The organism is Microcystis sp. M165S2 (assembly GCF_020245885.1).
In the GTDB taxonomy this organism is placed as follows: Bacteria; Cyanobacteriota; Cyanobacteriia; order Cyanobacteriales; family Microcystaceae; genus Microcystis.
The window spans coordinates 1-23,987 of record NZ_JADBTZ010000138.1; the positions used below are offsets into that span (position 1 = coordinate 1).

General features: G+C 42.3%; 22 protein-coding genes. 9 read left to right on the forward strand and 13 right to left on the reverse strand.

Translation table 11 applies throughout. The features are described from left to right. Positions 1-116 precede the first annotated feature (116 nt). The 3 genes from IM479_RS07235 (at position 117) to IM479_RS07245 (ending at position 4,508) form a co-directional block, all read left to right on the forward strand. On the forward strand, positions 117-1,082 hold the full coding sequence (locus tag IM479_RS07235; RefSeq protein WP_287687549.1) for an FkbM family methyltransferase: 966 nt from the start codon (positions 117-119) through the stop codon (positions 1,080-1,082). A 652-nt stretch (positions 1,083-1,734) separates the two neighbouring features. After that, positions 1,735-3,903, forward strand: coding sequence for a ribonuclease E (gene rne / locus IM479_RS07240; protein WP_287687550.1), 2,169 nt, complete (start codon positions 1,735-1,737; stop codon positions 3,901-3,903). Continuing rightward, positions 3,903-4,508: a ribonuclease HII gene (locus tag IM479_RS07245; RefSeq protein ID WP_287687552.1), complete on the forward strand. Its 606-nt coding sequence runs from the start codon at positions 3,903-3,905 to the stop codon at positions 4,506-4,508. Before rne ends, IM479_RS07245 begins: the two co-directional genes overlap by 1 nt. Positions 4,509-4,696: 188 nt before the next feature. Here the strand turns inward: IM479_RS07245 and IM479_RS07250 are convergent, their stop codons facing one another. From IM479_RS07250 to IM479_RS07280, 7 genes are all read right to left on the reverse strand, one after another. Further along, complete coding sequence (locus IM479_RS07250) at positions 4,697-5,575, reverse strand: hypothetical protein (protein WP_287687554.1); 879 nt, start codon at positions 5,573-5,575, stop codon at positions 4,697-4,699. After that, the gene (locus IM479_RS07255) at positions 5,572-5,982 is read right to left on the reverse strand and encodes a hypothetical protein (protein ID WP_287687556.1); all 411 of its coding nucleotides are present in this window, start codon (positions 5,980-5,982) and stop codon (positions 5,572-5,574) included. Before IM479_RS07255 ends, IM479_RS07250 begins: the two co-directional genes overlap by 4 nt. 168 nt (positions 5,983-6,150) lie before the next feature. Then, the gene (locus tag IM479_RS07260) at positions 6,151-6,849 is read right to left on the reverse strand and encodes a hypothetical protein (protein WP_287687558.1); all 699 of its coding nucleotides are present in this window, start codon (positions 6,847-6,849) and stop codon (positions 6,151-6,153) included. 26 nt (positions 6,850-6,875) lie between these two features. Continuing rightward, on the reverse strand, positions 6,876-7,373 hold the full coding sequence (locus IM479_RS07265; RefSeq protein WP_287687560.1) for a hypothetical protein: 498 nt from the start codon (positions 7,371-7,373) through the stop codon (positions 6,876-6,878). Between the two features lie 37 nt (positions 7,374-7,410). Next, positions 7,411-8,100: a thioredoxin domain-containing protein gene (locus IM479_RS07270; protein ID WP_287687562.1), complete on the reverse strand. Its 690-nt coding sequence runs from the start codon at positions 8,098-8,100 to the stop codon at positions 7,411-7,413. A gap of 2 nt (positions 8,101-8,102) precedes the next feature. Continuing rightward, the gene (locus tag IM479_RS07275) at positions 8,103-8,528 is read right to left on the reverse strand and encodes a hypothetical protein (protein ID WP_287687563.1); all 426 of its coding nucleotides are present in this window, start codon (positions 8,526-8,528) and stop codon (positions 8,103-8,105) included. A gap of 182 nt (positions 8,529-8,710) precedes the next feature. Then, entirely contained in the window at positions 8,711-9,514 is an 804-nt protein-coding gene (locus tag IM479_RS07280) for a calcium-binding protein (protein WP_287687565.1), read from the reverse strand. A gap of 344 nt (positions 9,515-9,858) precedes the next feature. On the opposite strand from IM479_RS07280, the gene IM479_RS07285 reads away from it, so the two are divergent. Beyond that, a complete protein-coding gene (locus IM479_RS07285) occupies positions 9,859-10,575 on the forward strand; it encodes a DUF3782 domain-containing protein (protein WP_287687567.1) in 717 nt (238 codons plus the stop codon). Positions 10,576-11,034: 459 nt separating this feature from the next. Beyond that, entirely contained in the window at positions 11,035-11,184 is a 150-nt protein-coding gene (locus IM479_RS07290) for a hypothetical protein (RefSeq protein WP_287699318.1), read from the forward strand. Positions 11,185-11,186: 2 nt separating this feature from the next. Here the strand turns inward: IM479_RS07290 and gnd are convergent, their stop codons facing one another. After that, positions 11,187-12,614 carry a decarboxylating NADP(+)-dependent phosphogluconate dehydrogenase gene (gene gnd / locus IM479_RS07295; RefSeq protein WP_287687568.1) on the reverse strand — a complete coding sequence of 476 codons (1,428 nt, stop codon included), beginning with the start codon at positions 12,612-12,614 and terminating at the stop codon, positions 11,187-11,189. A gap of 386 nt (positions 12,615-13,000) precedes the next feature. Here gnd and IM479_RS07300 point away from each other — a divergent pair, with 386 nt between their 5' ends. Together IM479_RS07300 and IM479_RS07305 are read left to right on the forward strand one after the other, a co-directional pair. Beyond that, complete coding sequence (locus tag IM479_RS07300; protein WP_287687570.1) at positions 13,001-13,783, forward strand: MBL fold metallo-hydrolase; 783 nt, start codon at positions 13,001-13,003, stop codon at positions 13,781-13,783. Between the two features lie 424 nt (positions 13,784-14,207). After that, positions 14,208-15,155 carry a DNA-methyltransferase gene (locus IM479_RS07305; RefSeq protein ID WP_287687571.1) on the forward strand — a complete coding sequence of 316 codons (948 nt, stop codon included), beginning with the start codon at positions 14,208-14,210 and terminating at the stop codon, positions 15,153-15,155. A gap of 25 nt (positions 15,156-15,180) precedes the next feature. On the opposite strand, the gene IM479_RS07310 is transcribed toward IM479_RS07305, so the two are convergent. The 5 genes from IM479_RS07310 to IM479_RS07330 all read right to left on the reverse strand — a co-directional run bounded on the left by IM479_RS07310 (position 15,181) and on the right by IM479_RS07330 (position 20,434). Further along, on the reverse strand, positions 15,181-16,251 hold the full coding sequence (locus IM479_RS07310) for a glycosyltransferase family 4 protein (RefSeq protein ID WP_287687572.1): 1,071 nt from the start codon (positions 16,249-16,251) through the stop codon (positions 15,181-15,183). 161 nt (positions 16,252-16,412) lie between these two features. Further along, positions 16,413-17,540: a glycosyltransferase family 4 protein gene (locus tag IM479_RS07315; protein WP_287687574.1), complete on the reverse strand. Its 1,128-nt coding sequence runs from the start codon at positions 17,538-17,540 to the stop codon at positions 16,413-16,415. A gap of 195 nt (positions 17,541-17,735) precedes the next feature. After that, entirely contained in the window at positions 17,736-19,076 is a 1,341-nt protein-coding gene (locus tag IM479_RS07320) for an AAA-like domain-containing protein (protein ID WP_287687576.1), read from the reverse strand. 374 nt (positions 19,077-19,450) lie between these two features. Then, positions 19,451-19,993, reverse strand: a complete 543-nt coding sequence (locus IM479_RS07325) for a peroxiredoxin (RefSeq protein ID WP_287687578.1) — start codon at positions 19,991-19,993, stop codon at positions 19,451-19,453. Positions 19,994-20,209: 216 nt separating this feature from the next. Then, positions 20,210-20,434, reverse strand: coding sequence for a hypothetical protein (locus IM479_RS07330; protein ID WP_287687580.1), 225 nt, complete (start codon positions 20,432-20,434; stop codon positions 20,210-20,212). Positions 20,435-20,550: 116 nt separating this feature from the next. Between IM479_RS07330 and aroA the strand changes: the two genes are divergently transcribed. Next, the gene (gene aroA, locus IM479_RS07335; protein WP_286827070.1) at positions 20,551-21,891 is read left to right on the forward strand and encodes a 3-phosphoshikimate 1-carboxyvinyltransferase; all 1,341 of its coding nucleotides are present in this window, start codon (positions 20,551-20,553) and stop codon (positions 21,889-21,891) included. Positions 21,892-22,086: 195 nt separating this feature from the next. After that, positions 22,087-23,850 carry an ABC transporter ATP-binding protein gene (locus IM479_RS07340; protein ID WP_287687581.1) on the forward strand — a complete coding sequence of 588 codons (1,764 nt, stop codon included), beginning with the start codon at positions 22,087-22,089 and terminating at the stop codon, positions 23,848-23,850. Positions 23,851-23,987 lie beyond the last annotated feature (137 nt).

Genomic DNA, 23,987 nt, shown 5'->3' on the forward strand with positions numbered 1-23,987 from the left:
TAAAGATGATTACGCTGGTCTATGCTAAGATGTGAGTAGTTCATTAGTTTGTCTGTTTGTTTTGAGCAATATCCGACTTTAACTGATGAGCTTTCCTCTGTCAAGCTTTTCAGGTGATGCACTTCAGACTTGAATCGGCGGGTTTATTTCATCTCCATCGCGCCGTTAATCTCGATCCGGAAGATGCTGACAATTTGCAAGCTCTTTATTTAGCCTATCGGGGATTAGGACAACAACAATTAGCTAATTTTTGGTTAGAAACAGCGAAAGTAACGGGGAAAAGTTGGACAAATTTAGATATAAATCAGCCCTTTACCTATCTCGATTTTGATCGGGATATTACCCTAGCTGTAGAAGCAAGTTTTCGCAGTTTTGTCACGGGAGTTTTACTCGCCCAAGGGGATTGGTTTGAAGCAGAAATGGAATTTTGGCGCCATAGTATTAGGGAAGGAATGACGGTTATTGATGTGGGGGCAAATGCCGGAGTTTATACTTTTAGTGCCGCTCATCGAGTCGGTAAGACGGGAAAAGTTATCGCTATTGAACCTTTTTCCCAATGTGTCCAGTTACTAGAAGAAACCTGTCGGATTAATCAATTTTCTTGGGTTTATCCCTGTCGAGGAGCAGCCAGTAATCAAGGGGGAAATGTTTATTTATCCCTGTATCAAGCTAGTGAATTAAATGAAGTGGTTACCGATGCAACCCAATTAAAGTCAGACAATTACGAACCGGTACCCTGTTTTACCATCGATAGTTTAATTGATACCTATCAGTTAGAAAGGGTGGATTTACTCAAAATTGATGCGGAAGGCCACGAAGTAGCGGTTTTAGAAGGTAGTCAACTTTTAATCGAGCGTTTTTCCCCGATTATCCTCTACGAAAATATTGCCGGTAATCAAGGCAGTAATTTAGCTGCGGCCCGATGGTTAGAGGGGAAAGGTTATCGACTATACCGTTATCGTCCCTACCTGCAAGAATTGCTAGAAATCGAGTCAGAAGCCGATTTACAGGGAATTTTGAACGTTATCGCCTTGTCTGAACAGGAATTAAGGAAACCGTCAATCTGGTCATCTCGTCAATAATACTAGGGGTACTAGCGGGTTAATTAATTCTTTAGAAAGCAAAAAGGGGATAAAAAGGGAATTTTAGCCTAAAAAGTCAGCCTGAAAATGGTTAAAACCCCGCACCCTACACCTACACCCCACACCCTACACCCACGAGAAACTTTTTGCCGCAAACCCTACTTATCGTATTGTCAGAGAGTGACCGAGTGAGTTATAGTCGTCTATAAGACTCGATTAAAGCATTTCTTAAAAGAATCGTGGTTTTTGGAAAATCGAAAAGTGCGCTATTTTCCCTTCCACAGAAACCTGTTGCCGAGGGGAGTAACCCAAAAACTCCTTTTTTCCTAGATTCTGATAGACAGAACTGGCGGAAACGGATAAAAAATGCTGTTATCGAGCAAGACTCAGGGATTAATTGAAAATCTCGTCTCCTGGCTGTGCTTACCTAATTGTGGGTCAAGCCGGCACTTGCCAAACAGACTTAACAACTGAAACCAAGACTCAGTTCCCACGTCTGAGAGGCAGATGAACATCAAGATGAGGCTTTAACGATGCGGACTCATCTTCTTAGAACTTTCTTAACAAGACCAGATTTCCAGAAGTAGCCTCAAAGCATAGACAAATAGCCCATGGTCCGTCGCTTTTGAAACCGAAAGATTGAGGAAATTGAATGCCAAAACAAATAATCATAGCCGAACAACACCATATAGCGGCTGTTTTTTGGGAAGATCAAATTCAGGAATTAGTTGTAGCCACAGGTAATCAGCAGGTGGGGGACATCTATCTAGGATTAGTAGAAAACGTCATCCCCGGGATAGATGCAGCCTTTGTGAATATTGGCGATGCGGAACGCAATGGCTTTATTCATGTCACCGACCTGGGCCCCTTAAGACTGAAAAAAACCGCCGGTGCTATCACGGAATTACTGGCCCCCCAGCAAAAAGTGCTGGTACAGGTAATGAAAGAACCCACCGGCAACAAGGGACCGCGGCTAACGGGAAATGTCACTCTCCCTGGTCGTTATCTGGTATTGATGCCCAATGGTCGCGGGGTGAATCTTTCCCGTCGCATCCGCAGTGAAGACGAGCGCTCCCGTTTACGAGCTTTAGCGATTTTGGTCAAACCGGCGGGGATGGGTTTGCTGGTACGCACCGAGGCCGAAGGCAAAGCGGAAGAAGCGATTATCGAGGATTTGGAATTTCTGCAAAAACAGTGGGAGAGCATCCAACAGATGGCCGTCAGCAGCCGGGCCCCGGCCCTGCTTAACCGCGATGATGACTTTATTCAAAGGGTTTTGCGGGATATGTACAGTGCCGATGTCAATCGCATTGTTGTGGATAACCCGGTGGCGGTAAAACGAGTTAAACAGCAATTGACGAACTGGGGCGGCGGCAAAGCTCTCGAAGGGGTTTATATCGACTCCCATCGGGAAACCCAGCCAATTCTCGACTATTTCCGGGTTAACGCCGCCATTCGCGAGGCCCTCAAACCCCGGGTTGATTTACCCTCCGGCGGCTACATTATCATCGAACCGACGGAAGCTCTAACGGTAATTGATGTTAACTCCGGTTCCTTTACCCGTTCGGCCACGGCCCGAGAAACCGTACTCTGGACTAATAGCGAGGCCGCCACAGAAATCGCCCGACAACTGCGCTTGAGAAATATCGGCGGTGTGGTGGTGGTGGACTTCATCGATATGGATTCCCGTCGCGACCAGTTGAAACTGCTGGAATTGTTTAATAAGGCCCTGAAAAGCGATAAGGCCCGGCCCCAGATTGCCCAATTATCGGAATTGGGGTTAGTGGAATTAACTCGTAAGCGTCAGGGGAAAAACATTTATGAATTATTCGGCAAAACCTGTGACCATTGCGGCGGACTGGGCCATTTAGCCCATCTACCCGGAGAGGGCAATGCCATCGCCCTAGAAACCCCCACCCTTAGCCGCGCGGAAAAAGAAACCTTTATCGTTGCTCCGACTAATACAAAGGTTCTACCCGATAAGAGCGCTCCTAGCGTTGCGGCGGCCGAACCCTATCTAGAAGTTTTCTCCGAATTTGAGGCCGAAGAAAACGCCCAAGGGATGGATCTTTCCTTCCATCCCAACTATCAAGAACAGGTTAATAATTCTCGCCGTCGCCGTCGTCGTCGTCCCTCGGAACTGTTACTAAAAGAGGAACGGGGCGAAAAAGCCTCTACTAACGGTGTTAACAACGAAATCGAGCCGGAATTAGAACCCCAACGCTTTGAGGAAAAACGAGAACGCCCCGCCCGTCTCTCGAAACGGGGAGAAGATGCCAGCGCCGTCAAAAATATCCCCGTCAGCGAACGGGAGCGGGTTTCCGTGGAAATGACCCCGGTAGAACAGGAAGTTTATTCTTTAATGGGCATTTCTCCCCTGATTCTGGTGGATAAGGAGTTTAAAGACCCGAAATCGGTGATTGTTTCCGTGAAACTGGCAGGGGAAAGGGAGGCGGAAAACCCAGAAATGCTTGCCACTCCTGAAATATCCTTGACTCCCACCCTAGAAGTCGAGGACACAGCCGCCGCTACCCCAGTAGAGGCGACGGAAACTAGCGAGGAAGCCGAAAATCGTTCCTTGGTGCGCCGTCGTCGTCGTTCCACCACTAGCGAAGTTAGTCAGGAAATCAACCAAGAAGCTAGTCCACCAGTGACTTTTACGCCCGAACCGATTACGACCGAAACTCCAGTTTTTCTCGGCGAATTCATTCCTTTAGAGACCCCGGTGAGCGCCGAGGTGACAGAGGAGCCACAAATAGAGCCTGAAACCGCGGTGCTGCGTCGTCGTCGTCGTCGTTCCTCCGCCACTGCCGAGCCGTAATGAGCGCAGAACCCTTAATTGCCGGTGTCGATGAAGTGGGGCGCGGGGCTTTATTTGGCCCCGTGGTGGCGGCGGTAGTGGTCACTGTCCCCTCTGGTTTTGCGCGGCTGTGGGAGTTGGGGGTGAAGGATAGTAAGCAACTTAGCCCCCAAAAACGGCAAAAGTTGAGCCGGCAAATACAACGGGATTTTGTTTGTCGCATCGGTTATGCTACGGTGAAAGAGATCGATCGCTTGAATATTTTTCATGCTTCCCTACTGGCGATGAGCCGAGCTATCGGGAAATTACCCCTTTCCCCCAGTCTCTGCTGGGTCGATGGTAAGCACATTATTAAAGATTTGTCAATCCCCCAAAAGGCGGTAATTCAGGGAGATCAACAATCCCCGGTAATTGCCGCAGCCAGTATCGTGGCGAAAGTCTGGCGCGATGACTTAATTATTCGTTGGGACAGACGCTATCCCGATTATGGACTCGCTCGTCACAAGGGTTATGGCACTGCTCAACACCTAGAAGCGATTGGCAACCATGGGGTTACTTCTCAGCACCGGCGCTCTTTTAGTCCCTGTCAATCGAGGTTGGAGCATGACTGCCAGACAAATTGCTAATATTGCTGCTTTGTGACAATTCGAGCGACAAAAGGCTGTTAGCGGAATTATCTGGCTCGGATTCGTGACCAAGTATTTGAACTGGATATTCCTGAAAATTTCCAACCCTTCAGCTATTAAGATTTCTTGATGTCTTTAGGTTGATTCTGCAAAGTTACAGCTTTTTAGAATTGATATAACCAAGCAAATTAAGGTTTATAAAAATAAACAAACATAGCACCATTAGATAATTGATAGCCTTTGCTGATTAAAAATTTACGACAATCATTAAAATCGGGATTTCCTTTAGGATTTTTGGCTTCTGATTTAATCAGTTTAGCATCATTTTTGCCAGGTAAATAACCAGATTCTACATGATAAGCTCGATAAATTGAATTAACCACTACATTACAATAATCTTCATAAAATACTTTTTTTTGATGATTGGATAAATCATGTCTCCATAGTTTTGTCAATTCAATCGAGCGATTACGAGCAAAACGTGGAAGCCAAAGTTTATTCGGTTCCAACTTGCCAAACAATTTAAGTTCGTCCGATGTAAAACTGGTAATTTGTTTTAAGGCTCTATCTTCGGCAATAGTTGAAATGACTGAATACTCTAAAAACTTCAATATGTCATGATCTGAGATAATTTCATCCTCTCTTTTGCGGTGCATTTTTGCAATTTTTTCTGACAAATCAAGAATTGTAAGTTTTTCAGCCATATTCATTGGAAAATGATATTTATTGCCAAGTCTGACTAACTCATCATAAAAAAGGATAATACTGCTTCGTTTTCCTAAATTTGTATAAGTAGTTTCATTATTATAATCAATAGACAACCCATTATACTTGCTGACGATTTTTTTATACTTTGTTCTTGTTAAATCCAGCATGAATTGACGTTCTTCTGGTTTTAGATTAAGTGCATATTTATTTTCTAACTCAAGCAATTTAAGTTGATCAAAAACATTTTGTTCAACTTCTGTATTAGTTTTAGTAAAACCGACTTGTGTATGAAAAGCAATCAAAGGTAAGCAAACTAAAGATAAGAGCCAAAACCATACTAAAATTTTCTTATTAATCAAGGATTTAGATGGTTTTGTTGTGTTGTAATTGGTTGATGAAAAATGCGTAAAATTAGAGAGTGTATTTTTCTAACAAAGGAAGAAAACTTAAAAGTGCGAGTTAATATAGGGGTTATAACGAAACAATAAATTGTCGATAATAAAATAAATCCCACAGAAAGTAAAATAAATTTAATGATCGGCTCAATTATCCAACCGTCATTACTCAATTGTTTCACAAAATTTTCAAACAAGGTTTGTAGCAAAACGAAAGGAACCCAAACCGGAGCAAAAACTGAGGCAATTATAACAATACAAATTGACAAAAAGAACAGTAAGGCGATTAAGTCTGCCATCCCTTTTTGAGTTTCAGGATCAAGATTAGGAATCGCAATAATGGTGGTATTTCCAGATTGAATAAAACACATAGTTTTTGACAAGACCTTTAATTTAATATGTTTGAGATTTAACTTGTTCAGCAACAAATAAGTCTTGATCAGTCAAGAAGGGTGAATATTGTTAACTTAGCAAAACTAGGCAAGATACTAAATCCTAGTAAACTGACAGCGTTTTGTCAATGAGTGACATGAGTTTTATTAATACTGATAGGGTTGATAATAGTATTTACAAAATTGTGCATCACCACGACAATCAATGGACATTTCAGGACGATAATTAGTGTCATAAAAGCCTGGGTACGGTTGAAAACAGCTACCTAACTGGGAATCTTTTTTACAACTTGGGTTGTCGTAGGTATGTAACCAAAATTTGTTCTTCTCGTCACCATCACGATTATTCACCGAAAACTTTTGCCCAGTGGTTTTAATCGTTAAATTTTTACGCGCTTGGTATTTTTCGCAAGTCCAGTAATAGTCTAAATCCTCACTGTATTTTGCCGGTCGAGTTTTGATGGTGCAATTTATACCAATAGCTGTTTTTCGAGGACTTACTGTTAGGGTATTATTTTTAGTTTTGGCAATGGCTTCAAACTGCTGATTATCAAACCACAAGGGACATTTTTCTAAAGGGATTTTTTGACTTTGACAAGTGACGGATGATTCCATAATCCATTCCGCTTGACGACTGTTTTTAAGACATAAAATGGTATGTGCGGAGCCATAGCTTGTGGTATTTCCGCCTGTCCAAAGAATTTCAATTTGTCGAGGAGAAGCGCATTTTAAAATGTTGTTAGACTCTAAGTTGCGATAGTAATTGACTCCAGAAGCAAGTGTAGGAGATGCCTGACAAACAAATAGTCCAGAGGTTAGCAAACTGGAAATAACAAATTTTTTCATGGTTGTTTTCCTGAGAACGTGAGTTTTTATTTTTCCACCCAGCCGTTAGTAGTACAAGTACGCGATATTCCTTGGTAGATTAAAATGGGTTTCCCAGGGTTTTCAGGCAGTCTGGGAGCTTGTTCTGAACACCAGTATAATCCATCGAAATAAACAATACCCGATCTGACGTATTGAAGTTTAGAGATAGATTGCCATTGTTCAGCCAGATGACCGGCTTCTTGTAGTCGAAATCGTTTGCCTTGAACCTGAAGGGTGACTTCAAATAGATTTTGCTCACTTAAATATTTTCCATCAGCAATAATCTCTGTTTTTGTTGCTGGTTTTGTGGATTTTAAGGCGGTTATAACCTGATGATTCATAAAATGGTAATTAATCGATACATCCGATAGTTGCTTACTTGTTTCAGAAGCTTTTTTCATGCTTGAATCTGTTAAAATACGCTTTGCAAAGGCAGGTAAATTGCTGATTGTTGCAGTAGCAACTAGACTTGGCAACAGAAAAATACAAGAATGTTTATTCATGGTAAATCAAGGAAGTTAACAGATATTGTTTAATAATTTAACGAGTCCATACCCAACCGTTAGCAGTACAATACCCATAGCGTTGACTATTACTGCCAAGATTAATTTTAAACAGATTTTGTGAGCAAAAATAGGTATCTTGATAGAGTCGAACAACACCAGGTTTAATATATGTCAATTCAGAAATGGGAGAACACTCTATTAATCCTGTCGCTAAGTTTGCGCCGCAGTATTGATTATTTTTAACTTCAATTAGAGCGTCAGAATTAGTTTCACCAATGTACCAACCATTAGGGATTTTGGCAGACGACTTTTGTATTTTTTGTCGTTGAGTAATCACTTGTTCAATGCTAGGTCTCATAAAGACTTTGCCATTGACGAGAACAACCGGTAACTTGATAGAAGTACCATCAGGAACGCCATTTTTTTTCAAAAGTACATTCCACTCATCTCTGATAGATTGAATATCAAGATTCTTAAATTGATAGGGAATTTTCTTGGACTTAAGTTGCTCAATCAACTGATTTGTCCAGCCACAACGGGGATTCCCATAGACTAAAACCAAGCCAGAAGCAGGATTTTTCGCAAAAGCAACTGTAGAAATCAGGGAGAATCTCGGATAATTGCCATCCAGAGGATTACCCAAGTTTGAGACCTGTAGATTAGGCAAAAAAGTAATACCAATTGTTCCCAGACAGAGACTTAACGCTAATAGTGAAAATTTCATCGTTATTTCCCCGTTTTAAATCCGCTAACTTTACCACGACATTCAATTTCCTTTCCTCCTTCAATGAATCTTTGAACAAATTCTCCTGAAATCTGACCGCGTTTCCAAATCCCTTTCATTTCAATATCACCGGCGCTGGCAACCCATTGCATTGGCTCCGAGCCAGGTTCTACTCGACCCGCAAAAACTCCGCTCTTGGCTCCTCCTTGCGACCAAACCACCTCACCACCAACCATTGTTCCATCAGGATTAATTTTTATACCATGCCACTCTGTTCGAGCCGTTTTTCGGCAACCAAAGTTTCCATCTACTCGATACCATGATGAGGCTTGTTCGGTTCTTAGATCGAAAGTATATTTTCCTGCGACATCCACCAAGGGACAGTTCGTGGCAGCGGCAAGGATGAAGGCTGTTAAGGTCTTGTACATGGGTAGATCACTCCTAGGAATGATTTATCAATACGATAATAGACTATATGGCAGTGTTCCGTTCATTTTTTTGTTAGGTATTGTTAACAACGAACCAAGGTTAGCCAAAATAGGGGAAAGACAGATTACTTAATCAAGATAATTCACTTTCCCACACACAATCACACCAAAAAACTGAATAGTTAAATGATTGATAAATTAGCAAGATTGCCGCTAAAACCAGTGATTTCGATAATAGCGTCAGTGTTAGCGGAAAATCCAGCCAGATTATCATTTAGAGCCAAAAAGGTTTGAGTTCCAACCCTAAAGGTTGCGGCCCCATTAGCCACAAAATTTGTACCATTCAAAAGGGTTTTTATATTTGCCTCAGTTAAACTGCTCACACTAGCCAATTCCTTGACCTGAGCCGCACTTAAGGCGGTCAAACCATCAATCTTGTCTATGCCAATTTGTAAATCTTTGATGACATCGTAGGAAACTAACAGAGAATCCTGGGGAGTATTAAACACAAAAGTATCAGCATCGGCTCCTCCTAGTAGGGTATCTTTACCCAATCCTCCCACTATCAGATCACTTCCCGATTCACCTGTTAGATAGTCATTGTTATAACCGCCAAACAGTTGATCGCTGCCATTACCCCCATAGAGGGAATCGTTGCCATAGTTCCCATAGAGACTATCATTGCCCGAATCGCCCCATAGACGATCGAAGCCTTCGCCTCCTAGTAGATAGTCTTGTCCGTCACCTCCATACAGGTAATCATTATCGTCACCTCCGTCTAAAGTGTCATTCCCATAATTTCCTTTTAGTCGGTCAGTTCCGCTATACCCGTAAATTATGTCATTGCCATAAAAGCCATCAATTTGATTCTCGGTTGAAGAACCGTGCATTGTGTCATCATTTGTGCCTCCGACCATGTAAAGATAGCCATCTGCTTGCAATTTAAGAGGCCAGTGGCCCCAACGAAAGATATGTCCTTGTGCCATTGCCGTTCACCTCTTTAGAGATAAAAAATGAGTCAATAGGACAAAAATAACTTTGTCACAAGGGTGATGTCATACTAAATCCTTTGAGTATAGGCTACATATGAGGAGAGGCAATAGGCAATAGGCAAAAGGAGCAATAGATAATCAGTTTTTAATAACAGGATTTAGTATCAGTCCCACTGGACATGGAAATTCTCAGGGGAGATCATGGAAAAATAGGGAAAGACAGCGATCGCATCTTTAACCAAAGTACTATTAAAAGCACTAATTTTGCTGTGGATTGATAAAGGCGATCCAAAAAAATCTCTTAAAATAGAGAAAACGAAGCCGTAAGGAAAGAACCAATGGCCACTACCGCAGATGACGTATGGCAACTCCTCGCAGAATTAACCATCAGGCAATCGGAATTAACTGCGGCTCAAAAAGAGACAGACCTACAACTCAAGGAAGTCAGTCAGGCACAGAAGGAGACCGATCGCCAACTGAAAGAGACCGATCGCCAACTGAAAGAGACCGATCGCCAACTGAAAGAGACCGATCGCCAACTGAAAGAGCAACTGAAAGAGACCGATCGCCAACTGAAAGAGCAACTGAAAGAGACCGATCGCCAACTGAAAGAATTAGGTAAACAAATTGGGGGACTCGGTGCAAAATTTGGCAGTTTTACCGAAGGTCTGGCTCTTCCCTCCATGGAAACGATTCTCAGACAACGCTTTGGCATGGAAATTATTAGTCCTAGTGTCCGCGCCAGCAAGGGAGGACAACACCTAGAGCTTGATGTCTTCGCCTATGCCAATGGTTATTTAAACACTGCCTATATTGTGGAAGTTAAAAGTCATGTCAGGGAAGATTCAATTACTCAATTAAAAAGTATTTTGCAACGTTTTCGTACCTTTTTTCCTGAACATCAAGATAAAAAACTCTATGGTATTTTAGCCGCCGTTGATATGTCCCCTGAATTACGTCAAAAAACCCTACAAGAAGGACTTTATGTGGCTCAGATTCACGACGAAGTCTTTGAACTGGATATTCCTGAAAATTTCCAACCCCTCAGCTATTAATTTTTCTTGATACCCCTAGGTCATTTTGTTGTGAAAACTTCAGATCGGTATCACTCTTTTCGGTTTTATTCCCTGGATTCTTGCTCGGCAAAATAACGGGAATAAAGGCGATAAAAAAAATCCCTTATCAAGGGTTATATATTTAGGGTTTGCTGAATAAATCTAAAAACCTTGTTGGATAAGGCTTTTAGACTTTTTTCCCCTCAAAAAGTGCTGACCATTGGAGTGATCGGGGGTAAAATTGGGGGACTTTTTCCCTGAAAATTAGGTAACTGACTACCTCAAAATCGGTAAAACCCTACACCCCACACCCCACACCCCACACCCTACCCCCAGGGAAAACTTTTTGCCGCAAACCCTATTTAATCCCAAGAGTTAATCATCATCAACATTTTAAAACGATTAAAGACATGGGAAAAATTCTGATAACTCGTTGTCAGTATCTCGAAAGAATGACTAATGAAATTAAAAGCTGAACCAATTATCATTGGCTCATTTATGATTGATTGTTATCAGCTTTTCAAAACAAAATTTAGTATTAATCAGCAAAATCTCGAAAAAAATCCCCCCTTTTTACCGGAAACAAAAAGGGGAGAAAATATTAGATAGCTTTACAATCCAGTCATCCATTCCGTATGGAAAAACTCACCTCTGGGTTTATCGGTACGTTCATAGGTATGAGCGCCAAAATAATCCCGTTGTGCTTGGGTGAGATTTTGCGGTAAATTGGCCCGACGATAACTATCAAAATAGTCCAAAGAAGAACTAAAAGCCGGGACGGGAATTCCCAACTTATTAGCCAAGACTAACACCTCACGCCATGCCTCTTGGCGATCGAGGATACTTTGCTTAAATTCCGGTGCTAACAACAAATTCGGCAGCCCCGGATTTTCTGCAAAAGCCTTGCGAATTTTATCCAAAAAACCGGCGCGAATAATACAGCCGCCCTTCCAAATCCGGGCTGATTCCGGCAGACTGATATTATAGTTAAACTCCTGAGAAGCTTTAGCGATTAAAGCCATACCCTGGGCATAGGAACACATTTTCGAGCAGTAAAGAGCATCACGCACTTTATCCACAAATAGTGCCGCATCCCCCGGATAGGTTTCCCCGGGTCCGGGTAACTCTTTTGCGGCTGCCACCCGTTCATCCTTATAAGCGGACATAACGCGAGCATTAACCGCAGCATAAATAGTCGGAATTGACACCCCCAACTCCAAGGAACTTAACACGGTCCAGCGTCCGGTTCCCTTTTGTCCCGCCGAATCCAAGATTAAATCTACCAAATGATGACCGGTTTCCGGGTCAACATACTTAAAGATATCGGCGGTAATTTCAATTAAATAAGAATTAAGCTCATCGGTGCGATTCCACTCGGCGAAAGTTTCCTGTAACTGCTGATTGCTTAATCCTAGACCATTTTTCAGCACATCGTAGGCTTCCGCAATTAACTGCATATCGCCGTACTCGATGCCATTGTGAACCATTTTCACATAATGGCCCGCACCACCAGATCCCACATAGGTGACACAGGGACCATCATCGACTTGGGCGGCAATTTTGGTTAAAATCGGCTCTAATTCCCGATAGGCGAACTCTGTACCCCCCGGCATCAGGGAAGGACCGTGCAGAGCGCCTTCTTCGCCACCACTGACTCCCATGCCGACAAAACCGAGTTTAGTGGTTGATTCTAGGTCGCGGGTGCGTCTTTCTGTGTCCTCGTAGAGGGAGTTACCGCCATCGATAATCATATCTCCTTCTTCGAGAAGGGGTTTTAATTGTTCGATCACGGCATCCACCGGCGGGCCAGCTTTTACCATGACCAGAATTTTGCGGGGACGCTCTAAAATTTGGACGAATTCTTCTAAACTATAGGCCGCCTTGACATCCTTGCCGACGGCGCGAGTTTCCATAAATTCTTTAGTTTTGCTGGCGGTGCGATTGTAAACAGCGATAGGAAAACCCCGACTCTCCACATTGAGAGCGAGATTTTCTCCCATGACAGCTAGTCCGATAACACCGAAGGTACGTTTAGTCATAGAAATTCAGTCTCGGCTGATGCGTTCTTCCTCCCCTTTTAGCGCCTACTTTCCCTAAGATAGCTAAACTTTCCCTATTTCTTAAGCCTTGACTGATCAGTGATCAGTGATCAGTAATCAGTGATCAGTAATCAGATTTGGGTTTTCAGTGACCAGCATTGAGTGAGGAGTGTTACAGCGTTTCTCCTAAAGATGAAGTGTAACCTAATTTGGTATCATCCCCAGACGACCAACTACTGTTGCCTGTTCCCTAAAACCAGAGACTTCCTACCTCACCATTAAGATAACTGCTATAAATGGCATTCACTGATGACTTAAAAACCCCCAAGCGCAGAAAAATTAATGCTAATGTTAAATTAAATTAAGAAAATCCCCATTACTCTTATATGCAGTTAACTTGGCTTGATAGTAATTCTTGGTTAATCGAAATCGGGGGAAAACGCCTGCTTCTCGATCCTTGGTTGGTAGGTTCCCTGACTTTTGGTAATTTAACTTGGCTATTTGAGGGCAAAAAAACCGCTAATCATGCCATTCCCGAACATATCGATCTGATTCTTCTCTCCCAAGGTTTAGAAGATCATGCTCATCCTCCTACTTTACAGGTACTCGATCGCCAAATTCCCGTGGTAGCTTCTCCGAATGCCGAAAAAGTCGTTAAATCCCTCAATTATACCCATCCCATCCCTTTAACCCACGGTTCTAGTTATATCTTTGACAATGCGATCAAAATTACTGCTGTCCCCGGTTCTCCAGTAGGGCCGACTCTGGTGGAAAATGGCTATATTATCAAGGAATTAGCGACCAATCAAACTATCTATTACGAACCCCACGGATATCACTCTCCTACCCTCGATTCTTTGGGTAAAATCGATGTGATTATCACTCCTTTGATTGACTTAAAAATACCTTTCCTCGGACCGGTAATCAAAGGACAAGAAAGCGCTTTAGCAGTCTGTCAACGCTTGCATCCCCAATATATTATTTCTACGGCTGCCGGTGGTGATATTGAGTTTAAAGGTTTATTGATGGCGGTGTTAAGTGCTGGGGGTAGTCCCGAATCTTTTCAAGAATTATTAACATCCCATGCTTTGCCAACAAAAGTAATCGATCCTCGTCCTTGGCAACCTTTTACAGTGGAATTAGGCGAGTGCGTCCCGGGTTTAAGCTAATCTGAGTTAAGGGAAGAATAGTAAAAATACTGACTATTTCTTCCCGATTTTTATCTAAAAAAGTAGAATTTTTGTTATAAGTATATAGGTATTAAAAACTTTCAGATCCCCCCGCCTATCGGCACCCCCCTTATCAAGGGGGGCAGGGGGGATCGAACCTAAAATCCATTTCTAATTTAATTATAACCAGCTACTTATCTCTGCTGGCTACAGATGACATTAATTGTTTAAAAAAACGGCTCTCTTGAATATTGGGTGTAAAATGGGGAGATGCCAATTGTACTATAAATTATAATACTTAGGGCTTACTGAATAACTGCGGTGGTAGATTGTAAAACGTCCAGTTTACACAGCCCGAAATCTTTGCGATTTTTAGTACAGAAAATTATATAATTAAAAGTGGATATTCTCTGCTAAATTGTCTATGAATCAGTTGCCCTTATTTTCTCAATCAAAATCAGTGCGAGACTTTTATCAACCTGATGCTGAAATAATTCTTTATCAAGGAGATAGCAATAATTTTATTAAGACTATACCAGATAATTCTGTGAGCTTGATTATTACTTCTCCTCCCTACAATTTAGGAAAAGACTACGAAAAAAAAATCTCTTTGGATACTTATCTGGAAACCCAAACCAAAATTCTGGGAGAATTCTCTAGAATCTTGCAAGATAATGGCAGTATTTGCTGGCAGGTGGGAAATTTCGTTCAAGAGGGTGAAGTTTATCCTTTAGATATTTTTTATTATCAGCTATTTAAACAAATGGGTTTCTTTTTAAGAAATAGAATTGTCTGGCATTTTGGCCATGGATTACATACTTCTAAAAGATTTTCTGGCAGGTATGAAACTATTTTGTGGTTGACAAAAACCGATAAATATACCTTTAATCTTGATCCAGTGAGAATCCCCGCTAAATACCCTGGTAAGCGTCATTTTAAAGGTAAAAATATCGGTAAACCTTCTGGTAATCCTTTAGGGAAAAATCCCAGCGATGTTTGGGAGTTTTTAGCGCAAGAGTGGGATGAGTTACTGTGGGATATTCCTAACGTTAAATCTAATCATCCAGAAAAAACTATTCATCCTTGTCAATATCCAATTGAATTAGTAGAAAGATGTGTTTTAGCCTTGACAAATGAGGGGGATTGGGTTTTTGATCCCTTTGCTGGAGTCGGAACTTCTCTGATTGCTAGTATTATGCACAATCGTCGAGGGATGGGAAGTGAAAAAGAAGCAGAATATGTGAAAATTGCCCAGGAAAGAATCGCAGCTTATTTTCAAGGAAATCTCAAAATTCGTCCTTTAGGAAAACCTATTCATCAACCTAATGGTAAGGAAAAAGTTGCTCAAATTCCCGAAGAATGGCTACAATAATTGATAATTTTTTTTGTCACCATTTTTATAGAAAACTTTGCAGAATTGTGGCGGTTTCTTGTCCAGTTTTTTCCCAACTAAAAAGCTCGGCGCGTCGGTGACTAAGAGATTTTAAATTTAAGCGCAATTGGTTATTTTTAGCGATTTGCTGCATTGCCTCTCTCATCTCATCAATGCTATAGGGATTAATTAAAATTGCCGCATCTCCTGTGACTTCTGGGAGAGAAGAAAGATTAGAAGTAATTACAGGAGTTCCACAGGCGATCGCTTCTAGTACAGGTAATCCAAAACCTTCCCAAAGGGAGGGATAAACTAAAGCAGTTGCTTGGTTTAAAAGTTGCGGCAATTCTGTATAGGAAACATAGTTTAAAAATTGCACTCGTTGAGAGATTGATAATGCTTCTACCTGTTGCTGCAGAGCCGGGGTAAAACGGGGGTCAAATTGACCGACAATTAATAATTGATATTCGGGGTCGATTTGGGAAAAAGCAGTAATTAAACGACCGAGATTTTTATGAGGATCATAACGACCAAGATAGAGAAAATAGGGACGAGTCGTCAGATTTAGAGGACGAAAATTGTGAGAATCATATCCAGAAAGAATCACGGTTATTTTGTCAAGAGGTATGTTAAAAAACTTATTAATATCGGCGGCAGTTGCTTGGGAAACAGCGATAATATGTGTGGCTTTTTTCAGGACTTGGGGTAAATAGTATTTATTATAAAAAGTTAGCGGAGAAAATTTCGGAAATCGCAGGGGAATTAAATCATGAACTGTGACAATATAGCGGCAATTTCCATAAATAGGTGCTTCGGGAATAGGGGTAAATAGCAGGGAAGACTTCAATTGTTGATAGGTTTGATAGAGTTGGGTTTCTGTCCAAATTAAGCGCTTAATATTGCCTTTGGTTCCCTGTTCTTGGGTGAGGTTTGCCGAGACAGGATAGGTGTTAAAATCTGGGTAACTATTAGAAGTGATTAGGGTAGGATTTAAGTTAGCTAATTGGGGAATGAGATTTTTAGTATAGGTAGTCAATCCAGTATATTTAGTACCGAGAAAAGCGAGATTGATTAATAATTGATGATTTTTATTCATAGATATTAGCTAGTTAAGTAGGTAGGTGTTAAAAGTTGTCAGACACCCCCCTTATCAAGGGGGGATTAAGGGGGGATCAGCACCCCCCTTATCAAGGGGGGATTAAGGGGGGATCAGAGGCAAAATCTATCTTCAATTTAATTATAGCTACTTACTTATTATCAAAGAGAACGATAAGCTTTTATAGTAGCTTGTGCGGTTTTTTGCCAAGAGAATTTTGCCGCTTGTTTTTTTCCTTTCGTGATTAAGTCTTGACGGAGAGAGGTATCACTAATCACCTGATAGATTGCCGCGGCAATTTCCAGGGGATTATCGGGATTAATTAATATTGCCGAATCTCCGGTGACTTCGGGTAAGGATGCAGTATTAGCAGTTACCACCGGACAACCTAAAGTCATCGCTTCTAAAACCGGTAATCCAAAACCTTCATAAAAAGAAGGATAGACAAAAACATCGGCTTTTTGATAATAATCTGCAACTAAGTCATCGGAAAGATAATCAAGATGTTGGATACTATCTCGAAAGGGAGACTGAGATATTTTATCGAAAATTGGTTGATACTTCCATCCTTTTTTGCCAATCAGAATCAGATTATGGTCTAATTTATACCTGTCCTTGAGATAATTAAAAGCGGTGATAAGATTAATAATATTTTTTCGTGGTTCTAGGGTACTAACAAAGAGTAAATAGGGTTTAGTGATAGTTAGAGATGAGGGAAGATTTAGGGGAGAAGTATAACGACTTGCGAGGGGAGTAACAAAAATTTTCTCTGGGTTCACATCTAAATATTCAATAATATCTCGTTTGGTACTTGCGGAGTTAGCAATGACTAAATCTGTCCATTGTAGAGATTGTTTAATGCGTTGGGTGTAGGTTTTGACAATCCCCGTGACAAACTCAGGATATTTAATAAAAGTAACATCATGAATAGTCATAACTTTACGACTCTGACCACAAGGATACACCACATGATCCAATCCGTGGAGAATATCGGGAGAATCAAGAAAGTTTTCTAGATAGGGAATTAGAGGATTAGGAAATCGGGTTAAGATATTGCTAAGACTGACGGGAATTGGTAAACATTTAACCTCTGGATAGGATTGCAGTTTTTCGGGTATAGAAAGATTACCCCGCAGCCAATTTTTTACCGACGGTTGAAAACAGAGGGACAGGGAAAAGTTTTCTTGGTTTTGTAATTTAGCTAATTCGGCAATCAGGTGATAAGCATATAATCCAATTCCACTAGGATTTTGTCTTATCGGTGTACCATCAACTAAAATTTTGAGCATTTGCGGTTAGATGAGATTGACGGGATAGATATTTTTAAAATTACAGATTCAATTGTCAATTTTGCTCGGTTAGGACAAGATTAAAATCGGCAACTTTCTGTTAATGTTAGAGTTTATGCCACTTCCGAACTACAATCTTTAGCAAGTTGAACAATCTTTAATCGCACCCGATGCTTATTGATGTCTAATTATCTACTAGAGACCGCTGCTGGTCTGTTCTTCTCGGAAGTAAAGCTGATATAATTGACAGCTAGGCTGGGCTAGATCGCCTTTTAACTGAATTAAACCCATACTTTCCAGTTTATAGGCAGTAATCGGTTCTAATCGCGCTCCCTTATCGGAAGAATTGACCACTTCCCCCATCGCTGTCAATAATTCCGGCTGTTTTTGCAGACTATCCCAGTGATGACGCAAGTGTGCCGCATAAATTCCCCCTTGGGTAGCAGCATTAGGGAGAATATTTTTTTCCCCGCGCACCCGCGCTTCCAGGGCCAAACGACTAAGATAGGGATGACCAGAGACTAAGGCAATTAAATCCCCGATAAAACGCTGATTATCCTCATTTTTAGGCAATCCGTAGCTACTGGCCAAGTTTTCCAGTTGTTCGAGACTAAAACCGGGTAATTTAATCGCGCGACCGACATTAAAGGGAGATTGATTAGCGTCCAATTGAATATAGATTTCCGTGGAATTAGCAATCGCTAACCGCAAATTTTGCCAGATTTCCAAATTATTAGCTTCTTCGTGCCAACAGCGCAAAAGTGGCAGAAAATCCCTAGCGATGTCGGGATACTCGAAAATTCTGTCTAAATTATCTAGGGCCAAAAAAACAGGCCCGTTAATCTGTTCCAAAAGATAGGACTGAAAATAGGTTTGACAACTGATTAAACTGCCAAATAGTTCCTCATCCCAATATTCATCTAATTGGGGCTTTAAACCCAATTCTCGGCTGACATTTGCCGAAAACCAGCGACAAAATCGGTCTAAACTGGCAAACATCGCCTTTTCTGCCACTTGACAATTAATATAAACTGTGCTATGTCCCCAACTATCTGCCTGAGCGAGCAGATGTTTAAGGAGAGAAGTTTTACCGGTCTTTTCGGGAGCTTTAATGCGAATAAGTGACCCCGGACGATTAATTTCTTGATAACAGTCGCTTTCGACGGGAGGGCGGCTAATATAAGTATCTATAACTGATTTTTCTGCTACTATCGGAGTGGGGTGATTTTTCCATTGAGGATATTTGAGATCTTTGAACCATTCTCGGAGGATTTGGAACTTACCCGGTCCTTTACTACCTAATTCTAGTTCGGGACAGCCATTATCTTTATCTGCCGAGAAATAGCTATAGATTTTAGTCATTTGTTTTTTATAGGTTTCATGGCTGGCGGCCTCAGCCATTTCCCAAATTTCCTCATCGGGTTTACGCCAATTTTCGTAGGCAAAACGAACTAAAAAAATCTCCTTTAATTTGCCTTGAACACCGTATTCTCTAGCTAGATGTTTAAGAAACTCGTCCCATCCCTGTGGTTTCATCCGGTTCTACTTTATTCTACTTATATTCTCTTTTTTTCCATGTTAACCCCTTTCTCCGTCTTGGCAATGGGACTGACATCCTAGAAGGAAAGCCCTATGCTAAAAATAGGTCAATTACCTGATGGTGTTTAAGGGAGTAAAGCCATGAAAATCTCGTTAACCTTGTTTGTTGTGGTCTCCTTGCTGTTAGGTTCAATTCCTCACACTTTAGCGGTTAATAGTCAAGATAACCATTTTGACCGTTCCTCTTCGCCGCTAATTTTACAAAACCGTGACTGTAAGGGTGATAAGGACGACGATTGCAATTAGTCCTGATTATCTCGGTTAAGGTTGTTAATCCCCCACCGATGAAAAAATCGTGGTCGGGATTTTTTTTATGAATTCGCCTGTAATTCCTCTAAACGTGCTAAAACTTCGGCACTGTGAATGGCAGGATTTACCCCTAAATAAATCTCTTTTAAAATCCCTTGGGTATCTATAAGATAGGTATGACGCAGGGAAACATAACCCATCCAAGAACCATAAGCTTTACTAACATCTCCAGTAGTATCTGCTAGTAAGGGAAATTTTAAACCCTCCGAGTCACAAAATTCCGCATGAGAATCGACATCATCGGCACTTACCCCTAAAATTTGCGTATTTTTAGCCATATATTTCGGCAAATCCTGCTGAAAACGCCGCGCTTCTAGGGTACAGCCCGGTGTAAAATCCTTGGGATAAAAATATAAAACTACCCACTTACCCCGATAATCCGATAGGGAAATATTCCCTTCTCCCGTGTTAGTCGGTAGGGTAAAATCGGGTGCAGGTTGGTTTAAAGGGGGTTGGGAACCACCTAAAGCGTTAGCATCGGGAATAAGGGCAAAAAATGCCAGAATTACTGCAATTAAAAAACTCAAAAGTTGACGACGAGACATAATCAGTTATCAGTTATCAGTTATCAGTTATCAGTTATCAGTTATCAGTTATCAGTTATTTTAGTAAAAAATCGTAGGGTTAGGGAACAATCGGTGGCTCTCTTATTCTTTGTGTGATAAGTTTAACTTATACAGGAGCGATCGATCTTTGTGTCCTTTCCCTCGTTCCTGTCACACCGGGAAAATCAACTGTCACCACATCTCCAGGGGAAAACGTCACCAATTAACCCCCTCCACATCAGAGAAAGTTTTGGCCGCATAGTTTAGGGAAAAATTGACAAGATCGATCTGATCCTCCTCAGTCCACGTATCATTTTGATCGAGCAATGGTTGTTGTTGGCCGACAAGTTGATTGAGAATGATTGTGGCCAATCGCAAACGTTCCCCAGATGACAAGTGACAGACCACTTGATTATAAACTTCTTGGGCAGTAGTGGGCATAACAAAAAACTGACGACTGAATGCTTCTAGCTTAATATTCTTTACATAACTTGACAAGGAAAGGGCGAGGTAAAGGGGGAAAATAGATCGAGCTTGTCTTCATCTGCCTAACGATCATGTCTATTGTCACCCTTAACCCCCTTCAATCCCATCAAGATTTAGTCATCGATCCAGCCAAAATCACGGGATTACGGGGAAAAATCACTATCCCCGGCGATAAATCTATATCCCATCGCTCCCTGATGTTAGGAGCGATCGCCGAAGGTGAAACCGTCATTCATGGGTTATTATTGGGCGAAGATCCCCGCAGTACCGCTAGTTGTTTTCGCTGCATGGGTGTGGAAATTTCCCAACTCAACAGCGAGAAAGTGATCGTCAAAGGTAGGGGTTTAGGCAATCTTGAGGAACCCCTAGAAATCCTCGATGCGGGCAATTCCGGCACGACGATCCGCTTAATGTTAGGATTATTGGCCGGTCATCGGGACCGTTTTTTTGTCGTTACCGGTGATGCTTCCCTGCGCTCGCGTCCCATGTCCAGGGTGGTGAAACCCCTAAGGGAAATGGGGGCGCAAATTTGGGGCAGAAAAGCCAATTCTTTGGCCCCTTTAGCCGTTTCTGGGCAATCTCTGCAACCGATCCACTACTATTCTCCCGTTGCTTCTGCACAGGTGAAATCCTGTCTTCTCCTCGCAGGACTGTTAACGGAGGGGAAAACCACGATCACGGAACCCGCTTTATCTCGCGATCACAGTGAACGGATGCTGCGCGCTTTTGGGGCAAATATTGAGGTGGATGGGGAGACTAATAGCGTCACGGTGACGGGTTATCCCACTTTAACCGGACAAACGGTGATTGTACCGGGGGATATCAGTTCGGCAGCCTTTTGGTTGGTAGCGGGGGCAATTGTGCCTAATTCCGAGTTATTAATCGAAAATGTGGGCATAAACCCGACTAGAACTGGAGTTTTACAGGTTTTACAGGCAATGGGAGCAGATATCACCCTCGAAAATCCACGGGTGGTGACGGGGGAACCGGTGGCGGATCTGCGGGTGAAATCCAGTCCACTACAGGCAACCACGATCGCCGGTGAGATTATACCCCGTCTGATCGATGAAATTCCGATTTTGGCAGTAGCGGCGGTTTTTGCCCAAGGAACGACGATTATCAAGGATGCCGAGGAATTACGGGTGAAGGAAAGCGATCGCCTGACAGTGATGGCCACCCAACTTGATCGCCTAGGGGCAAAAGTAAGGGAATTACCCGATGGTTTAGAGATTACCGGCGGTACAGGCCTATTCGGCACGGAAGTGGACAGTTTTACCGATCATCGCATTGCTATGAGTCTAGCGATCGCTGCCCTCAATTCCCGTCAACCCACCACTATCCATCGCGCTGAAGCGGCCGGCATTTCTTACCCTGATTTTGTTAGCACCTTAAAGCAAATTTGTCAAGAGTAAAAATATTAAGTTTTTCTGCGAGCGGGTGAGGGGTAACTGGTACAATTGCAGGATAAATCACACAGTAGTGGGACCCCTGTGTGATAATCAAGTTCATCGATCGAGGTAGCGAAAAATAGAAGCGTCCCTAATTCAAATTTTCCATAAAAACATCTCCCTATCTACCCCACTCCCGTCTTCTATTCCCCACCGATAATGGAAATCATCGCCCAATTAGAGAAAGTTTCCTATATTTATCCCGAATCCTCCAATCTAGTGCTGAAAAATATCTCTTTAGCAATTCATCGAGGAGAATTTTTAGGTATTATCGGGCCCACAGGTGCGGGAAAAACTACTCTCTGTTTAACTCTTAACGGTATTGTCCCCCAATTTTACGGAGGGCGTTTTTTTGGTTATGCAACAGTAGCAGGTTTAGACACTTTAACCCATCCGGTTAGCACCTTGGCCCGCTATGTGGGGGCAGTATTTGAAGATCCCGAAACGCAACTTTTAGCCACTTCTATAGAAAATGAAATCGCTTTTACCTTAGAAAATTTAAGGCTACCGCGAGAGGAAATTAAAGCGCGCATTCCCAAAGTTTTAGCAGCAGTCCGGTTAGAGGGAATGGAAAAAAAATCGCCGGGGGAACTATCGGGAGGACAAAAACAACGATTAGCGATCGCCGCTGCCCTCGCAGTTCAGCCCGCTTTGTTAATTCTCGATGAACCCACCTCCCAACTGGATCCGGTGGGATCCCAAGAAGTTTTCGCCACCATTAAGGAATTAAATCGCCATCTCGGTGTCACTATTGTCATGGTCTCCCACGCGGCCGAGGAAATGGCCGAATATGCCGATCGCCTTGTACTATTAAGGGAAGGTGCGATCGAAGCTATGGGAACCCCAGCAGAGATCTACTCCCAAGTACAACGTTTACAGGAAAATGCCCTGCGTCCCCCGCAAGTGGCCACTACTTTTGCTTTGATCGAGCAAAACATCGGGGCGCTCGCAACGCGCTCGCTACGCGAGATCGAATCAATTCCTGTCACCCTAGACCGAGGTTTTGCCCGTTTAAACGAGCTTAAATCCTTTTACCATCAGATAACCCCAACCCCTCCCTTATCGTCGGTTTCTGACCCCTTAAACCCCATACTGAGGGTAAAAAATCTCTGCCATACCTATCCCGATGGTACTACCGCCTTGCGGGATGTGTCCCTCGATATTGCCGAAGGGGAATATCTGCTGATTATCGGTCAAAATGGGGCGGGAAAAAGCACTTTAGTCAAGCATTTTCTCAATCTTCTCTCGGCGACCACCGGTCAAGTTATGATTGATGGACGTTCGATCTCGCGTAGCGAGCGCGTTGCGACCGATAGCTTTTCTGTCAGTGATTTAGCCCGTTCGATCGGTTATGTAGCCCAAAATCCCGATAATCAGATTTTTAACACCACTGTCGAGAAAGAAGTATCATTTGCCCCGACTAATCTCGGTTATCCTCCAGAAATCGTTACCCAACGCACGAAAGCAAGTCTAGAAGCCATGGGATTGCTAGAATATCGATCCTATCATCCTCTCTCCTTACCGAAAGGCGATCGAGCGCGGGTAGTGATTGCGGCAATTTTAGCCATGGAACCGCGCATAGTTGTGTTTGATGAACCGACCACCGGCCAAGATTACCAAGGGGCTAAGGCAATTTTAGAGGTGAGTCGTCAATTACACCAGATGGGCAAAACGGTGATTGTTATCACCCATCACCTCTATTTAATGCCAGAATACGCCGAAAGAGTAATTATTATGGGTCAAGGAACTATCCTTTTAGATGCCCCAATCCGGCAAGCTTATCATCAAACCGCTCTCTTAGCCAAAACCTATCTAACTCCACCCCAAGCAGTTTTATTAGCACAAAAATTAGGACAACTTTCCAGTTATCCTAATTCTCTTTTAACTCCCCAGGAAATTGCCGATTGTTTTCAGAGGATTTAAGTAGGGTTTGCTGAATAAAGCTAAAAACCTTACAGGAAAAGGCTTTTAGCTAGATTGAGAGTCGCTCAGGTGCCCCTGAATCTGCTAAAATTACTCAAAACCCTTGCATCTTCTCTCCTTAGTACCAATGTATCGCA

What these genes read in the sequence shown, in the direction of transcription:
- IM479_RS07265 (WP_287687560.1), bottom strand. Translation starts at nt 7,373, where the DNA reads ATGAATAAACATTCTTGTATTTTTCTGTTGCCAAGTCTAGTTGCTACT.
- IM479_RS07270 (WP_287687562.1), bottom strand. Translation starts at nt 8,100, where the DNA reads ATGAAATTTTCACTATTAGCGTTAAGTCTCTGTCTGGGAACAATTGGT.
- IM479_RS07320 (WP_287687576.1), bottom strand. Translation starts at nt 19,076, where the DNA reads ATGAAACCACAGGGATGGGACGAGTTTCTTAAACATCTAGCTAGAGAA.
- IM479_RS07285 (WP_287687567.1), top strand. Translation starts at nt 9,859, where the DNA reads ATGGCCACTACCGCAGATGACGTATGGCAACTCCTCGCAGAATTAACC.
- aroA (WP_286827070.1), top strand. Translation starts at nt 20,551, where the DNA reads ATGTCTATTGTCACCCTTAACCCCCTTCAATCCCATCAAGATTTAGTC.
- gnd (WP_287687568.1), bottom strand. Translation starts at nt 12,614, where the DNA reads ATGACTAAACGTACCTTCGGTGTTATCGGACTAGCTGTCATGGGAGAA.
- IM479_RS07310 (WP_287687572.1), bottom strand. Translation starts at nt 16,251, where the DNA reads ATGAATAAAAATCATCAATTATTAATCAATCTCGCTTTTCTCGGTACT.
- rne (WP_287687550.1), top strand. Translation starts at nt 1,735, where the DNA reads ATGCCAAAACAAATAATCATAGCCGAACAACACCATATAGCGGCTGTT.
- IM479_RS07340 (WP_287687581.1), top strand. Translation starts at nt 22,087, where the DNA reads ATGGAAATCATCGCCCAATTAGAGAAAGTTTCCTATATTTATCCCGAA.
- IM479_RS07260 (WP_287687558.1), bottom strand. Translation starts at nt 6,849, where the DNA reads ATGAAAAAATTTGTTATTTCCAGTTTGCTAACCTCTGGACTATTTGTT.
- IM479_RS07255 (WP_287687556.1), bottom strand. Translation starts at nt 5,982, where the DNA reads ATGTGTTTTATTCAATCTGGAAATACCACCATTATTGCGATTCCTAAT.
- IM479_RS07325 (WP_287687578.1), bottom strand. Translation starts at nt 19,993, where the DNA reads ATGTCTCGTCGTCAACTTTTGAGTTTTTTAATTGCAGTAATTCTGGCA.
- IM479_RS07305 (WP_287687571.1), top strand. Translation starts at nt 14,208, where the DNA reads ATGAATCAGTTGCCCTTATTTTCTCAATCAAAATCAGTGCGAGACTTT.
- IM479_RS07300 (WP_287687570.1), top strand. Translation starts at nt 13,001, where the DNA reads ATGCAGTTAACTTGGCTTGATAGTAATTCTTGGTTAATCGAAATCGGG.
- IM479_RS07315 (WP_287687574.1), bottom strand. Translation starts at nt 17,540, where the DNA reads ATGCTCAAAATTTTAGTTGATGGTACACCGATAAGACAAAATCCTAGT.
- IM479_RS07330 (WP_287687580.1), bottom strand. Translation starts at nt 20,434, where the DNA reads ATGCCCACTACTGCCCAAGAAGTTTATAATCAAGTGGTCTGTCACTTG.
- IM479_RS07235 (WP_287687549.1), top strand. Translation starts at nt 117, where the DNA reads ATGCACTTCAGACTTGAATCGGCGGGTTTATTTCATCTCCATCGCGCC.
- IM479_RS07280 (WP_287687565.1), bottom strand. Translation starts at nt 9,514, where the DNA reads ATGGCACAAGGACATATCTTTCGTTGGGGCCACTGGCCTCTTAAATTG.
- IM479_RS07275 (WP_287687563.1), bottom strand. Translation starts at nt 8,528, where the DNA reads ATGTACAAGACCTTAACAGCCTTCATCCTTGCCGCTGCCACGAACTGT.
- IM479_RS07290 (WP_287699318.1), top strand. Translation starts at nt 11,035, where the DNA reads ATGAAATTAAAAGCTGAACCAATTATCATTGGCTCATTTATGATTGAT.
- IM479_RS07245 (WP_287687552.1), top strand. Translation starts at nt 3,903, where the DNA reads ATGAGCGCAGAACCCTTAATTGCCGGTGTCGATGAAGTGGGGCGCGGG.